This is a genomic window from Terriglobales bacterium (genome assembly GCA_035561515.1).
GTDB lineage: Bacteria > Acidobacteriota > Terriglobia > Terriglobales > Acidobacteriaceae > DATMXP01.
The window spans coordinates 27,780-43,421 of the sequence record DATMXP010000060.1 but is presented as its reverse complement, the minus strand read 5'-3'; the positions used below and the strand labels follow the sequence as shown (position 1 = coordinate 43,421).

At 56.3% G+C, this 15,642-nt stretch carries 12 protein-coding genes; 8 read left to right on the top strand and 4 right to left on the bottom strand.

The genetic code is table 11. The annotated features are described in order from the left end of the window. Positions 1-485: 485 nt before the first annotated feature. Positions 486-881 carry a hypothetical protein gene (locus VN577_24320; protein ID HWR17976.1) on the bottom strand — a complete coding sequence of 132 codons (396 nt, stop codon included), beginning with the start codon at positions 879-881 and terminating at the stop codon, positions 486-488. A gap of 1,096 nt (positions 882-1,977) precedes the next feature. Between VN577_24320 and VN577_24315 the strand changes: the two genes are divergently transcribed. Then, positions 1,978-2,724 (top strand): hypothetical protein, encoded by a 747-nt coding sequence (locus VN577_24315; protein ID HWR17975.1) that lies wholly within the window; start codon positions 1,978-1,980, stop codon positions 2,722-2,724. A 10-nt stretch (positions 2,725-2,734) separates the two neighbouring features. On the opposite strand, the gene VN577_24310 is transcribed toward VN577_24315, so the two are convergent. Together VN577_24310 and VN577_24305 are read right to left on the bottom strand one after the other, a co-directional pair. Further along, a complete protein-coding gene (locus VN577_24310; protein HWR17974.1) occupies positions 2,735-3,592 on the bottom strand; it encodes a hypothetical protein in 858 nt (285 codons plus the stop codon). Between the two features lie 132 nt (positions 3,593-3,724). Further along, on the bottom strand, positions 3,725-4,405 hold the full coding sequence (locus VN577_24305) for an SDR family NAD(P)-dependent oxidoreductase (GenBank protein ID HWR17973.1): 681 nt from the start codon (positions 4,403-4,405) through the stop codon (positions 3,725-3,727). Between the two features lie 388 nt (positions 4,406-4,793). Here VN577_24305 and cobA point away from each other — a divergent pair, with 388 nt between their 5' ends. From cobA to VN577_24270, 7 genes are read left to right on the top strand one after another with little or no spacing between them, the layout of a single operon-like run. Further along, positions 4,794-5,573: a uroporphyrinogen-III C-methyltransferase gene (gene cobA / locus VN577_24300; protein HWR17972.1), complete on the top strand. Its 780-nt coding sequence runs from the start codon at positions 4,794-4,796 to the stop codon at positions 5,571-5,573. Beyond that, on the top strand, positions 5,570-6,505 hold the full coding sequence (gene cysD, locus VN577_24295; protein ID HWR17971.1) for a sulfate adenylyltransferase subunit CysD: 936 nt from the start codon (positions 5,570-5,572) through the stop codon (positions 6,503-6,505). The genes cobA and cysD overlap by 4 nt, the downstream gene beginning before the upstream one ends. Beyond that, the gene (gene cysN / locus VN577_24290; protein ID HWR17970.1) at positions 6,505-8,253 is read left to right on the top strand and encodes a sulfate adenylyltransferase subunit CysN; all 1,749 of its coding nucleotides are present in this window, start codon (positions 6,505-6,507) and stop codon (positions 8,251-8,253) included. Before cysD ends, cysN begins: the two co-directional genes overlap by 1 nt. Beyond that, complete coding sequence (locus tag VN577_24285; GenBank protein ID HWR17969.1) at positions 8,253-9,938, top strand: NADPH-dependent assimilatory sulfite reductase hemoprotein subunit; 1,686 nt, start codon at positions 8,253-8,255, stop codon at positions 9,936-9,938. The genes cysN and VN577_24285 overlap by 1 nt, the downstream gene beginning before the upstream one ends. After that, positions 9,935-10,570: a bifunctional precorrin-2 dehydrogenase/sirohydrochlorin ferrochelatase gene (locus tag VN577_24280; GenBank protein ID HWR17968.1), complete on the top strand. Its 636-nt coding sequence runs from the start codon at positions 9,935-9,937 to the stop codon at positions 10,568-10,570. The genes VN577_24285 and VN577_24280 overlap by 4 nt, the downstream gene beginning before the upstream one ends. Before the next feature lie 2 nt (positions 10,571-10,572). Further along, positions 10,573-11,259, top strand: a complete 687-nt coding sequence (locus tag VN577_24275) for a phosphoadenylyl-sulfate reductase (GenBank protein HWR17967.1) — start codon at positions 10,573-10,575, stop codon at positions 11,257-11,259. After that, entirely contained in the window at positions 11,259-12,020 is a 762-nt protein-coding gene (locus tag VN577_24270) for a sulfite exporter TauE/SafE family protein (protein HWR17966.1), read from the top strand. The genes VN577_24275 and VN577_24270 overlap by 1 nt, the downstream gene beginning before the upstream one ends. Before the next feature lie 49 nt (positions 12,021-12,069). On the opposite strand, the gene VN577_24265 is transcribed toward VN577_24270, so the two are convergent. Beyond that, positions 12,070-15,576 (bottom strand): TonB-dependent receptor, encoded by a 3,507-nt coding sequence (locus VN577_24265; GenBank protein ID HWR17965.1) that lies wholly within the window; start codon positions 15,574-15,576, stop codon positions 12,070-12,072. Positions 15,577-15,642: the final 66 nt, after the last annotated feature.

The following is a 15,642-nucleotide window of genomic DNA, read 5'->3' as shown; positions in this document are numbered from 1 at the left end:
TGTCAAGTCCTCTATTTCATAAAGTGCTTGCCATTACAATGGCAACTTATTGAATACAGAGCAGTTGCAACTATTTTCTAATCCGTAGTCGTTTATAAAACTATACAAATTCGAGATGCTAAAAACGTCCGAATTTAGGGTCTCGACCTCGATATCCTGTGGCGGTGACGAGCGAACAGAAGCGTTTAGTACGGCTTCGGAGTCCGTTCGGACTGTCTGCCCTCCGAAGTTATACAAACGCCTCAGAGGGGCTGGAAAGCGCATAAACACTGGGGGTTTCTGCACTCTCTAAACACCTTAAATTAGCCAACTTGAGCTAATTTGACAGTTATCGTTGCGAACATAGCCGCGAATTCGACCGCTACCACTCCGATTACCGACGCGGTGACACGAGTTCGGCAATTCTTCCAGCATCACCAAATGACTTGCCAGCTAAGTCCAGGGTGTCAACCTCACCCATTCGACCATTGCTGTGACAACTGCATCTAGCTCATGAATTGTCCACACACGGCAGCAAGACTCACTACACTCACTTCCGCTCTGAGCCATTTCTCATCATCTCTGGTATTGCAGAGGAGTTTAGGGTCTGTTGTGTCGGAAAAGTCCCACTCCAGAGATGAGGAATGGAGCACCTTATTGGCGACCTCCCGAAACGGCAGCTTTTTCTCAGAACCATTTTTCAGAATGAGGCGTCCGCAGTTCGGGATATTGCATTCGTTCTGAGCGTGATACGCCGAGACATCTTCTTCGTCATCCAACATACGCAGGAATAGTGCCAGTTCGAAACATGCTTTCTCTGCCCAGTCAGCGGAGATTCCGAACAATGCTTCGTTCAGGTATCTCCATTGACCGACAAATTTCTTGCCAACCATCTCTTCCAACGGCTTCCTTGAATAGGCGAAACACATGATAACGGACAGGTTTTCGTGAACGAGGCGACTTAGTGGAAGGGAGAATCTGCTCATAACGGCACAATCGTACCCTGTCTCTAGTGCTCCTGTAACGATATTGAGCAAGCGCCATCTGATGCCCTCACAATGTTCTCTCAGTGTTGTCTCTTGTCTCTCACTTGCGGGAACGGTGTGGATACACTGAGACCAACCCTGCAACGGTCTCAGATGCTCGCTTGCGGTATACGTATGCGGCACTAACTGGCGCGGTTCTCCCACAGTCCGTTTGACACTCCGCAGAGTGCTGGGTCGGTTATGCACGCCTGTGGGAAGGTTTCCAGCGGAGACTTGTTCGCATGTTTCAGCGCCTCGCATCGGGGCTACTTCGTTCCGATGTTACGTGGCCAGTCCGCCCCAGAGATGGCAGCGAACAGCGGTTACCTGTTCTGCGTGCTCTGGTCGCAACCTCAACCCGCGTGCCCTGAGTCGCCTCAGGAGTTTGGGGCAATTGCCTGTTGTTTTTGGAACGTTTGCAGAGTGTGCAAACAACGAATCGGGAGCCGATGCTCCCGATGGAATAGTTATGAAAGTTTGTACATATGCAAACACCACCCGCACTAAAAAGTTTCGGCACTAAGAGATAGAGCCGACGCCGAGTTTCTTTGCCAGCGTTTGCAGCATTCCGCCTATATTGTAGAAGTCCATTACTCCGACAACAGCACCACAAGCTGCACATTGGACGAACATTAGACGGAAATTCGAGTTGTTCGGGCTTGCTTCTTTGGTCTCAAACGCCGTGCTGGGACACTTCGGGCAAGTTGAAATAGCCATCGCGCTGTAGACCTCCATTCCAAGGTATCTGACTGTCTCGCAATCGCTCAAATGCTAGCTAATGCCGAACTACTATACCCCAACGACGTGGTTAGGGGCCTCGGAAATGGCGGCGCCTTAAATCGAATCCTAGCGATTAACCAGACAATAGGAGATGTTCCAAAAGCGGAAAGCCTCTCCACAATCATGACCCCAAGGTTAAATCCACTGGTAGAATGCTCTGCATTAAGAAGCAATTACATCTAGAGGCCACGTCATGAGTGATGAAGCAGCACACCTTGAGTACGACCGCATAAGCTCGTATTTCAAATATCTGGTTACGCTAACTGCGGCGTTCATGACTCTTCTCCTCGGGGCTGCGGGCTATTTGTTCTATTCCAACCTGAGAGATGTCCGTGCCGACGCTAAGAGCGAGGCGGAACGCATCGCGAAGGACGAGGCTGCAAGAAGCGTCAAGGATGCCTTTGATGAAAATAACATCAATGCGATGATTCTGGAGGCCGCGAGACACAAAGTGGGGAGTGTCACTGACAAACTCATTCAAGAACAACTGGGTCAGCGGCTCAAGCCACTTCAGGAGTTAGTCTTGTTTGTAGGCCAAATCTCGGAGAGCGACACGCGAATGCGTATCGGATACCGCTCAGGATTCGACGAGATTCGTGCAATCCGCAAGCAGACACACGACCCGGCCGTTCTGCGGTTTGCAGACACCACTCTTTCTAGCACTACACAGCATTACGAAAGCTCTTGGGGACAGTTTGTCAAAAACGGCAACGAGCCTGCGCTAAAGGCTTTGCAGACCTCAAACTTCAGAGACGCTGACGAAAGCGAGCCAGTGCCTGAGACGATCCGCGATGTTGTTCGCATAATTAACAACTCACCGGACTTAAACCGTGTCGCTTTAGCCTTCTTTGCCTTCCGAGAACTAAGCGGTGAACACGCAGCTATGTTCGACATCGACAGTGTGAATTCTTGGTGTGCTCGAACGGGAAAATGCAAATAATTGGTATCCCTCATAATTTCATGAAGCGGTCTACCTCGGGTTTCAGATAGGCTCTGACCTGCTCTGCAACGAATTTGGCGGTCTTCACAAACTTGGGCAAGCCGCTCAGCGTCACCACACGAATTGCTGTTCCCCTGATATTAGAATTCGCCGGGTCGAAGAGGTATTCACCCTCAGAGACTTCCTGCATCTCTAGCTGCCCATTCCCGCCAAGCCAGCATCGAAGTAGAGGACTATCTATCACGATAACGGGAAAGATGAACTGAAACTTGGGACACTTTGGACGCGGGGCTTTCTCTAGGCGACAATGAGCGGCTTTCAAGACACTCATCCCTGTCGCGTAAGGGATGTCCTCTTGACCGTCGGAAAAACTTTGCCGCAGAGAATATCCAGTCAGGTCATCTTTACTAAACCACGCCAGATTGTCGAGAAACCAGTGTATCCTTTCAGGCGAACAAACAAAGCGTCTTGCCGCTTCCGAAGTTATCGCGAATGAAAAGGCCCGGTTGTATGAGACTGTTTCGCTCGTGGACAAAACCAGCCACGGCTTCTTGATTGCTTTGCACTCGATTGCAAACTCGATGTCAACAATACCGATGAAGTCCGGGTCGCGAACCAGAATGTCAAGCTCCCTAGATTTTCCCGTTTCGGCGTCTGGGTAGTACCAAGATTGTCTAACCTCAAAGCCAGCTTGTTTGAAGAGCGAAGCAGCCCTCATTTCAAGAGGATATCCCTGTTTCTCCAACCAATTCCGCACTTCGTCTTGCATCATGGCTGCTATCGTAAGCCTGACCCATTCACCATTCCAACGAATAGATTGCGAATCAACTGTGGTAACAAAGCTGGTAACGACGGTGCTTGCAATCAATTTGCAATCCATTAAGACGAACTACCACTGCTTTTCATGGAGTTTCGTTGCCGTCCGTGCTCTGTAAGTACTTGGTTTTACGTTCACAGGCGGATTCGAATCCCTCTCTCTCCGCCAGTACACCCCTTAGACTTAAGAACCAAACACCGGTATTACCGCGCCGTTAATCTGGGCGCCAGCGTCGCCTGCGAGGGTCAGTACGATCTTCGCCACATCGGCGGGTTTCACCCACTTGGAAGGATCGGCTTTCGGCATGGCGGCGCGGTTGGCGGGTGTATCCATGGTGTCCGGCAGGACGATGTTTGAGGTGATTCCTGCGTCGGCGTTTTCGAGAGCAATGGTACGGAAGAGTACAGTCAGCGCGGTTTTGGAGACGACGTACGCTCCGATGCCGGCGTGCGGCTCGGTGGCGGCGAGGCTGCCTATGGCTATGATGCGTCCCCCTCCGGTCGCACGCATGGCTCGAACCACTTCTCGCGCTATATAGAAACCCGAGTTAACGTTCAGGTCCTGCATTCTCTTCCAGGTTTCATCGTCGGTGTCGTGTATCTTGCCTGCGGCAAACCCACCCATCACATGGACGAGGACGTCGATATGCTTGAAGCGTTCCACGATTTTCGCGATCAGTTCGCGGGCGGCAGCGGGTTGGGTAATGTCCGCAGGAATCGCGGTGAAGTTTTGGCCCGAGAAGTCCGTCTGGCGAATGCTCCTTGATGTTCCGACAACGGTAGCTCCTTCCGACAAGAAGGCCTGCGTGACGTCAGTTCCCAGACCGCCGTTGGCGCCGGTGATGAGTACGACCTTTCCTTGCATTGGGGTTCCTCACGCAAACAATTCTATGCCGCAGGATGGCAAGATGAATGAGACGAGTAAAAACCCAGGCGACGCACAAATGGCGAGCTTCGACCTTGATGTCCGAAACCCCGCCATGGGTGCATGAAAATCGCTGATGCCTTGAATTGAAATTTTGCGTTTGTCACTGCGGAGGCCCGGCGTTATAAACGAACCTCGTTATGTTGTCCGCGACCCACAAGGCCGACACCTGCACCAAGCACATGTGCATGTGTATGTGTTGTTGCCGTGTGTGGGTGCCGGCGGACTCGGGATAGAAATCTCAACATAGCTCCCGATTGATTCCGACCAACCCACGATCCCAATCGTGGGTTTTTTCATTTTCTGACGAGATGTGGGGATTTGCTCTATGGGTTTTGGGAAGGTGTACCTGGTAGGCGCCGGGCCTGGCGATCCGGAATTGCTGACGTTGCGCGCCCTCAAGTTGCTTCAGCAAGCGGACGTGCTGCTCTATGACCGGCTGGTCAGCCCGGAGATTCGGGCGCTTGCGCATCCCGAGGCGAAGCTGATCCCTTGCGGAAAAGGTCCGGGCGAACAGGAAGAAGTGCAGCAATGGATTTTTGAACAGATGCTGCTGCACAGCACGGAAGGCAAATTGGTTGTGCGGCTGAAGAGCGGCGATCCGTGCGTGTTTGGCCGTGGCGGAGACGAATGGCTGTTTCTGACGCAACACGGCATTGAGGTGGAGATGGTGCCAGGCCTGTCGTCGTCAATTGCTGCAGCGACGTCGTGCGGCATTCCGCTGACGCATCGGAATCTCTCGAGGGCCTTCACCGTGGTTACGGGCCACAGGAAAGGTGAGGAACCGACGGAGTGGTCGCGATATGCCGCGATCGACACGCTGGTGGTGCTGATGGGGGTGGGCGAACGCGCATCGATTGCGTCGGCGCTCATCGATGCCGGACGGCCCGCGTTCGAACCAGTTGCCTTCATTGAACGAGCAACAACCCACCGCGAACGAGTACTGACGGCAACATTGGAAGAAGTCGCAAGAGGCGAGGTAGAGGTCGAGGCGCCCGCGGTTTTCGTCATCGGCTGGGTGGTGGCCTTGCGAGACCAATTGATTCCGCAGGTAGCTCAGTTGCAGGAGACTGCGGTACTTGCCGCGTCGTCGGGAGATTTGCGATGAGTGCCGCAGGTTTCGTTAGTCACGATTTTCAGCCCACACGGTTGACTCACCTGCAAGTGCTCGAAGCGGAAAGCATTCACATTCTGCGCGAAGTAGCAGCCGAGTTTGCCAATCCGGTGATGCTGTATTCGATCGGCAAAGATTCATCGGTGATGTTGAGGCTAGCACAGAAGGCCTTCTATCCCGGCAAGATCCCCTTCCCTCTGCTGCATATAGACACGACCTACAAATTTGCCGAAATGATCGAGTTTCGGGACTGGTATCCGAAGTCGATCGGCGCACGGCTGATTGTTCACACGAATCGCGACGCGATTCGCGATGGCGCGAGCCCGTATGTACTCGGCACACAAAAGTGCTGCGGATTGCTCAAGACGCGGGCGTTGCTGGACGCATTGGAAGAGGGCGGGTTCGATGCGGCATTCGGCGGAGCTCGGCGGGACGAAGAGAAATCGCGTGCAAAGGAACGCATCTACTCGTTCCGCGACGTGCACGGACAGTGGGACCCGAAGAACCAGCGTCCCGAGTTGTGGAACCTATTTAACTCGCGCGTGGATAAGGGCGAGAGCATTCGCGTGTTTCCGCTGTCGAATTGGACGGAGTTGGACGTCTGGCAATACATCCACCTGGAGAATATTCCGATTGTCCCCCTGTACTTCGCCAAAGAGCGCGAGATGGTGGTGCGTGGCGACAGCCTGATTCCCATCGAGCACAACCCTCCGCTGAAAGCGGGCGAGCGGCCCCAGAAGGTGATGTGCCGGATGCGCTCGCTCGGGTGCACGCCGTGCACGGGCGCAATTCGCTCCGACGCCGATACGGTGCCAAAGATCATCGAAGAGCTGATCTCGTTTCGCCGGTCTGAGCGCGAGAACCGCGTGATCGATCACGACCAGGAAGGATCGATGGAACTGAAGAAACGCGAGGGATATTTCTGATGGCGACACACGAACTGGTCACACCTTCGATAGGAATTGAAGCATTCCTGAAGCAGGACGAAGAGAAAGAACTGCTGCGTTTCAGCACCGCGGGAAGCGTGGACGATGGCAAGTCGACGCTCATTGGGCGGCTCCTCTACGACTGCCGCGGCGTCTACGAAGACCAACTGGCGGCGGTGAAGAAGTCAGCGATCAACCGATCTTCCGGGCCAATTGATTTTTCGCTGCTGACGGATGGACTGAGGGCGGAGCGCGAGCAAGGGATCACGATCGATGTAGCCTACCGTTATTTTGCAACGGCCCGGCGGAAGTTCATCATCGCCGACACTCCAGGACATGAGCAGTACACGCGCAACATGGCCACCGGAGCTTCGACCGCGGACCTCGCGATCATTCTGCTCGATGCACGAAACGGCGTGCTGCCGCAGTCGCGGCGTCATGCCTACATCGCTTCCCTGCTCGGCATTCCGCATGTGGTGGTCGCCGTCAACAAGATGGACCTTGTTGACTTTCGCGAAGACATCTTCCTGCGCATTCAAGAGGAATTTGCACGTTACTTGAACCAATTGGGAATTGGTTCCGCTCGGTTCATTCCGATCAGTGCGGTCGATGGGGACAACGTCGTCGCGCGAAGCTTGCGGACATCGTGGTACGGCCAACAGAGCTTGCTCGAAGTACTGGAAACAGTTCCGGTTTCGGCGAGCGATAACGAGCGGGCCCTGCGCTTTCCTGTGCAATACGTACTGAGACCGGATTTGAAGTTTCGCGGATATGCGGGCCAGGTGCTTTCGGGGACGCTCCGCGCGGGCGACAGCGTCATGGTACTTCCGTCGGGCCGCACCACCCGAGTGAAGGCAATGCCGAGTTTTGACGGCGATGTCCCGACGGCTTCCAAAGGCATGTCCGTTACGGTCTCGCTGGAAGATGAAATTGATATCAGCCGCGGAGACATGCTGGTTTCGCCGCTGCAGTTGCCCCACGTTGCGAGGCAGTTTGAAGCCAGGCTGGTGTGGATGCATGAAGAACCTATGCGTCTGCATAAGCCTTACGTGATCAAGCACACGACGCAACAGGTGACAGCAACGGTGACTGCCGCCCGACACAAGGTGGACATCGGCACGCTGGCGCACATCGCCGACTCCGAGTTGCGCATGAACGATATCGGCGCGGTAACCATCCAGACGAATCGTCCGCTGTTCTTCGATTCCTACAAGGAGAATCGGCGGACCGGCAGTTTCATCCTTATCGATCCGCTTACAAACGCAACGGTGGCGGCCGGAATGATTGACGAGGCCAAGGGCGATGGGGCGCAGAAACAGAAATCGGGACCGGCTCTGCAAGAACGAACTGGAAGACTGACTCCGGCGGAGCGGTACGCACGTGCGGGGTATTATCCGGCGACGATCTGGCTGACTGGCCGTGCAGAACTGGCGTACCTGATTGAACGTCAGCTGTTCGAGCTTGGATACCACGTACATGTTCTGGCTGAGAACACGGCGAGCCAAAGCCTTCCGGAGTTGGCGAAGGTACTGAATAACGCCGGAGTGATTGCGATCGTTTCAACCGAGGCATTCGACTGGGAGCAGCGGGAACTGGCACGCGTGCTCGTTCCGGGAGACCGCTTCCTCGAGTTTTCACCTGAGGAGCTGAATGCGGATGACGAACTGGCCGCGAAACAGGTTCGGGAGACGCTCGAATTTCGTGGACTGACAAGACGAACCAGCCTGCTGAACGGAGAAGGAATCTGATGGCGGAAACAAGGTCGGGAGCCGAAGTCCTCAAGGAGAACAGCCAGCACCTTCGCGGCACGATCGCGCAGGAACTCGCGCTGGAAGTTCCGGGGTTCACGAAAGGTGCGATTGGGCTGCTGAAGTTTCACGGAATGTACGAGCAGACCGACCGTGATGCGAAGAAGGCCGGACTGCCAGTTGTGCCCGGGTCGATGGTACGCGTCGGCATACCCGGCGGTGTAGTGTCAGCCGAACAGTACCTGATACTGGATTCACTGGCCGACGAAGTCGGTGACGGTGGCCTGCGTATCACGAGCCGGCAGGATATCCAGTTCCACCGCGTACGAAAAACCAATCTCCCCACGCTGGTACGAACTCTCAACAAAGCGTTGTTGTCGACGCTGGCGGCGTGCGGTGACGTTGTCCGCAACGTGACGTGCTGCCCCGCCCCGACGCACAACAACGCGGAGTTGCAATTGCATGCACGCACACTGGCAAAGCGGCTAAAGCCGAGCACGAGGGCGTATTACGAAATCTGGATCGACGGCGAGAAGGCAGCTACAGCAGAGGAGAAAGAAACGGAGCCGCTTTACGGGGAAACGTACCTGCCCCGGAAGTTCAAGATCGGTATCACGCCTGAGGGCGACAACTGCACCGACATTTACAGCAACGACGTGGGCCTGGTCGCGAAGTACGGCGCGAACGGACTGCAAGGCTTTGTCGTGCTGGTAGGCGGCGGACTGGGAATGTCCCCCGGCGTGAAGGCGAGCCATCCAAGGCTGGCGGATGCATTGTGCTTTGTGACCCCGGAGGAGGTTGGCGATGTGGTGGAGACGATCGTAAAAGTTCATCGCGACCTTGGGAACCGGAGTAACCGCAGGCTGGCAAGGCTGAAGTACGTGGTCGAAGGCATGGGACTGGACGCGTTTCGAGCAGAAGTAGAAGCGCGGCTGGGACGGAAGCTGGAACCTGCTCAGGATTTGGAATGGGCGAGCGGCAAAGATCACTTTGGCTGGCACAAGGATGACAAGGGTAACTGGTTCGTTGGACTTCCTGTTGTGAGCGGTCGCATTCGAGACGAAGGGACATCGCGGATTCGCAGCGGATTGCGCCATATTGTCGGGACCTTCCGGGTTAACGTGAGATTCACGTCGCAGCAGAACATCTTGTTGACGGACATCACGGATGGCCAGCGAGGCGCGATTGCGGAAGCTTTGCGGACCTTCGGGATCGTACAGGCGGTGGAACTGCCTCCGGTGTTGCGCGATTCGCTGGCGTGCCCCGCGCTGCCGCTGTGCGGTCTCGCCGTAACCGAGGCTGAGCGGGTGCTGCCGCAGATCTCCGCGCAGATTCAGGCGGAACTCGATGCCGTTGGACTGGATCAGCAGGAAGTCTCGATGCGCATAACCGGATGCGCGAACGGATGCGCGCGTCCGTACACCGCCGAGATCGGGATCGTGGGCCAGAGCGTGGACCTGTACACGATCTACGCCGGTGGTTCACACCTGGGTACGCGGCTGGGAAAGGTGCTGTTCGACAAAGTCAAACGAACGCAGATCGCAGAGGTGCTGCGGCCTGTGCTCCGTAACTATCGCGATAACCGGTTGCACAACGAACGATTCGGGGAGTTCTGCGAACGAACGAACTTCGGAGACTTTCCTTCCGACTCCGTCCGGCCAGAACAGGTTGAGGTGGAAGCATGAGCTTTTCATTCCCCGTGATGTTGGACCTGGAAGGAAAACGCTGCCTCGTAATCGGAACCGGCTTTGGCGCGCAACAGAAGTTCGAGGGACTACTGCGGGCCAGCGCTGAGGTGACGCTGATATCGAGCGAGGCGCCGGAGTGGCTGGATCGATCGCAGGCCGCACACGTCGCACGCGACTATCAGCACGGCGATCTTTCTGGTTTCTTTCTCGTAATCGCAACGCTGGGTCACGAGAAGAACCACGCAATCTGGCTTGAGGCTGAAGAGCGCGGCGTGCTTTTCAACGCGGTGGATGATCCACAGCACTGCAACTTCACGTATCCGGCGATCCACCAGCAAGGCGATCTGCTGATCGCGGTTTCGTCGAATGGAAAGAGTCCAGCGCTAGCGTCGAGGGTTCGCGATCAGATCGCAGAGTTTGTTGGGCCGGAGTACGGACGATTGCTGGAGATCGTGGGAGGAATGCGCCGACGAATAGCGGAGCAATTTCCTGCCTTCGATGAACGAAAGAGAGTCTGGTATCGGCTGGTGGATTCCCAAGCCCGCGAACGGTTGCGAAACGGTGACGAACAGGGCGCGCGAGAAGTACTGACCGAAATCATCAACGCTGGAATAAACGGGAGGAATTAGCCATGACAGCAACATCCGTCGATTACACGAAGTTCACCGCTGAGCAGCTTGTCGCATCGTTCCTGGCCGAATCCACCCAGCGTGCGTGTGTGACGTGCAGCTTCCAGGCAGAAGACATGGTGGTGCTGGACCTTGTGCGCCAGCACCGACCCGATGTGGCGGTTCTGTTTCTGGATACCGGTTATCACTTCCGCGAGACATACGCCTATCGCGATCGCATGACGGAGGAGCTTGGGTTGAATCTGATCAACCTGAAGGCTGATCTCTCGGTTGCGGAACAGGAGGCGAAGCACGGAAGGCTGTACGAAGTGGCGCCGGATTACTGCTGCAAGATCCGAAAGGTGGAACCGCTGCTTCGCGGACTGGAACCCTTCGACATCTGGTTTACAGGGCTTCGCCGGGAGCAGTCGCCATCACGCGCCAACTTGCCTTTTGTCGAGTATCCGACATTGCCCAGCGGGCGACATATCACGAAAGTTAATGCGCTGGCGGCATGGGACTGGAAGTCGACGTGGCGTCGCCTTGAAGAGCGAAAGATTCCCTATCTGCCTCTGTATGACGATGGCTATTCGAGCATCGGCTGTCAGCCGTGTACCACCGTTCCACTCGATCCTGGAAATCCCCGCTCCGGAAGATGGGGCGGCCAGAAGTTGGAATGCGGCATACACACGTTTGACGAGGCGAAGTAGTGGAACTGGTTATTGGATTCCTGATTGCGGTTAGTATCGGTCTGACCGGAGTGGGAGGCGGGGTTATCACAGCTCCGGTGCTCATCCTGTTTCTGGGGATGCCGGCGGCGGAAGCGGTGGGAACGTCGCTGATCTTCGTGGCCGCGGTGAAGACACTCGCGGTTCCGGTTTATCTGTCACGGAAGCAAGTGGACTTTCGCGTCCTGTGGTACCTGCTGCTGGGAGGCGTTCCCGGTGTGATTGCGGGATCCACTCTGCTCGCGCGTCTACAGACGGGGCGCAGCGGCGCCATCGTGGTGACGGTGGTGGGCGGGATCGTAATCTTCTCTGCCGCACTGACGATCTGGCGTTACTTTCGGGAAAAGTCGGGTCAGCCGACAAAGGAGAATTCGCCGAAAAAGCTGTCAGTTGCAGCAGGGCTGATCGGAGCGGAGGTCGGATTCTCGTCGGCAGGAGCAGGCGCCCTGGGAACGTTGGCGCTGTTTCATTTCAGCAAGCTCACGACGGCGGAAATTGTGGGAACGGACCTGATGTTCGGTTTCGTTCTGGCGTTAATAGGCGGCGGCTGGCATTTCGCGCACGGAAGTTTCGTGGCGCCGGTGGTGATCAAGTTGATTGCGGGCGGAGCGGTAGGAGCGTTGGCAGGCGCGTACCTGGGAGGATTTATTCCTCGCCAGAAACTGCGGTTTGCCATGTCCGTGTGGCTGGTCTGGCTGGGGTGGCAGCTATGCAGCCGCGGCTGGGGAGCGCTCTGGACATAAAAAGCAGGGCAGCCTTTCGGCTGCCCTGAAGTGCTTGCAGTAAGAGAAACTAGAAGCTAAACCGCAGGCCGAACTGACCAACCCGAGGCCCGGGGTTTCCACCGACCGCGTAGTAGTGACCCTGACCATCCGGAGTACCGACCTTGCCGAATTCCGCAGTGCCGATTCCGGTGTTCGGGCCGCCCCAGCTGCGGCGATTGAAGACGTTGAACATCTGGTAGCGCAGGGTCAAAAGATATCTGTCGCCGAACCGGATGCTCTTGTTAAGGCCAAGGTCCTCAGTCGCAACACCAGGGTTACGCAGCTGGGAGAGGTATCCCGGCGCGTTTCCGAAAGCACCGTAGGCCGGATTGGAGAAGCACGCCGTGTTGAAGTACGTGCCGCCAACCTCACCGCTGTAGCTCTGGTTGATGTTGCAGTTCGTGTTGATGTTCGAGTAAACGTTGTTGATTCCCGGATACCACGTGTTGGCGGTGATGCGCATTGGCGTGCCACTGCTGTAGTGGAAGCCGAAAGCCGCGTTCCATCCGCCGATCAGGGCGTTCAGTCCGGAGCCTGCGTCAGACAGGAAGGCTTTACCCTTTCCGAAAGGCAGCTCATAGGTGACGTAACCCTTCACGATGTGGGTCTGGTCGAAGGAAGCGATGGTCTTCCGTTCTTCCTGGAGGTTGTAAACGTCCTGAAGCGGACCGGTCCACCAGAGTTCCTGGAAGGCGTTATCGGTATTTCCATGCGCCGAGGACAAGCTGTAGCTCGCCTGCATGGAGAGACCGTGCGAATTGCGCTTCTTTACGCTGAACTGCAGTGACTGGTAATCGCTGTTGCCGAGGGGCGATCCAACGTAGAACAACGGACCCCAAGTGGAAGCAACGGCCGGGAACGGAGTGAGGTTCATCCAACCGGAACCCCAGCCGCCGGGTGCGCCCGGAACCGGTTCCCAGTTCCAGAGGTTGCCGACGTTGGCGGTGTAGTTCGCCAGGTTCGGCTGGTTGCCGGCCAGATAGCCGCTTTCCAGATGGTAACCGTGGTTCTGGATGAAGTTAGCTTCGAGAATGAGGTCGCGGCTAACTTCCTGCTGAACGCCCACGGACCAGGCCTGCACGTTGCCGAGCATCAGGCTGCGGGGATCGATGGAAACCATGCCCCACTTCGTGAAGTTCGGGTCCTTGCCGATGTCCACTGCTTGTCCGGGATAGCCGCCATCCCAGTTGAACGGCGTTTTGTATTCGTTGTTGTTAACGAATCCGGGGTTGAAGCCGTAGGGGATTGCGCCCCAGGTGTTCAGGTTGAGAGGAACGTAGAACACGCCGAACGATGCGCGAGCAACGGTCTTCGGAGTGATCTGGTATGCACCACCGATGTGACCCGAGAAGTTGCGGTAGTACTGGTTGCGCTCGAAGGAATCGCTGCCGTCTTTGGCAAACTCAAGCGCTCCCGGGCGGCCGGTAACGGGGTTCATTAGCGTGGGGTTGAAGTTCGACCAGCGTCCGAATTTCTCGTGATAACGACCGTTGAAGTCCCAGCGGAGGTCAACGTTCAACGTGAAGTTCGGCGTCACTTTGATGTCGTCCATCGCATAGAGCGAGAGCGACTTTCTGCGTCCGTAGGTCTGGTTCACTTCGCTGACCGAAGCCTGGTTCGCGGCGCCCAGCAGGAAGCTGGCGAATCCGAATCCAGCATCGCCACCGTAGGTGCCGGCGGTCTGAGCAGGATCGAAGATAAACGTCGGAACTCCGTAATCACCGTGCGTATTGAACTGCATGATGCGCAGGTCGCCACCGAACTTGAAGGTGTGACGGCCACGGACCCAGAAGAGGTTATCGCTGAAGATCAGCGTGTTGGCGGTGTAGAAGTCATTGAACTGGCTGCCAAGCTGGCTTTCGTCAATGAACTTGCCGGCCACGCTGCGATGCTGATCACCGTTAACGCCCTGGAACTTGATGATCGGGAAGTTCCCTGCACCGAAGTTGCCGAGGCCAAGCGTCGAGGACCAGTTGCCTTCCTGAGAACGCGCACTGCTCGGGTTGTGGAAGCGGTTGAACGTAACGCCGAACACGTTGATCATCGTGTTCGAGATCGTCCAGGAGTCGCTCAAGCGAACCGAAGGCGACTTCGTGTTGTGGTCGTAGGCGTTGGCCATGGGGCCACCGTCCTGCGAGCCAGCCGACCAGATACCGCCCTGATCGGAAAGCAGACGTGGGATGTACGCGTAGATGAACGAACCGTACACGCGGTGCTTGTCGTTGAGGTTGTAGTCGATCTTGATGCTGTACTGGTTGCTCTGATACCAGGTCGCCGGATTGGTGAGCGGCATGGCGTTGTTGTTGGTAAGGCTTGCCGAGAGCGGCTGATAATACTGCTTGTAAAGGTCAACAATCTTCCTGGAAACGCCACTGAACCGCGCGGTCGGGATGATGTTCCCCGGGAAGACATGGTTCGGGTTCGCGGGGTCGAAGATCGCACCCTTGTAGATGGTCTGGCCGGCGGCATCCGTACCCAGGACGGTGTTGGTGTCCAGGAGAGCGCTGAAGTCGCCATTCAAAAACGCGGTGGTGGGAACGGTCGAGCCGAGGCCGCCGATTCCGTAGTTTGCAAACGTGTAACGCTCCCAGGACGCGGAGAAGAACAGCTTGTCCTTCACGATCGGGCCGTTAACGTTGGCGCCGTAGTTGTAGAGGCGGTCGTCAGGCTTGCTGAAGCGGCGGGCGCAGCTTGAAGCTTCGGCGCTGTCGCTGCCGGCGTTGGAAACGCAGAGTGACTTGTTGTAGTTCTTGTCCCACGCCGTGGCATTCAGAGCTTCATTGTGCATGAAGTAGATGCCGCTGCCGTGCCAGCTATTGGTTCCGGACTTCATGTTGTAGCGGAACACGCCGCCGCCGCTGCGGCCTTCATCGGCGCGCAGGCCGGTGGTGCTGACCTGGAACTCTTCCACTGCTTCCATCGGCGGGCTGGATTCACTGATGTAGCCACCGATCTGGGCGACGGCGGAAGTACCGTCGATCATGACTTCCTTGGTCTTGCTCAAGCTGCCGCCGATATGCGAGTCGTAGTCACTGCCCTCGACTCCGGGAACATAGGCGAACATAAAATTGGAGAGATTTCTGCCGCCTTGCACGTTCAGCGGAAGTTCATTGACTGCAGCGTTGGTGAGGTTGGTGCTGATGGCTGCGGTTTGAGTATTGAGCAGCGGGGCGTCCTCGGATACCGTGACGGTCTCGGTGGCTGCGCCGACGTTCATCTGCACGTTGATCTCTGCGATCTGGCTGATCGCGAGGGTAATCCCGGTCCGCTCGAACTTGGAGAAGCCTGCTTTCGACGCGGAAAGGGTATACGTGCCGATCGGCAGATTCAGGACGGAATAGGTTCCAAGGCTGTTCGTCTCAACCGCGGAAGCTGTGTTGGTTTTAACATTGGTGACAGTGACCTGCACACCGGGGATGACCGCACCGGATGAGTCCTTTACCGTGCCGGTGATGGAAGCACGATCGGACTGAGCCAGCATCGTCCCGGAGATGAGCACTAGCACCAGGGCGAAAACAAATAACTTCACTTTCATAAGGCTCCTAAATCCCGCTGGACTTTTGCGAAAGCGGACCGGTTAGTACCAAATGCTTTCAGCGCC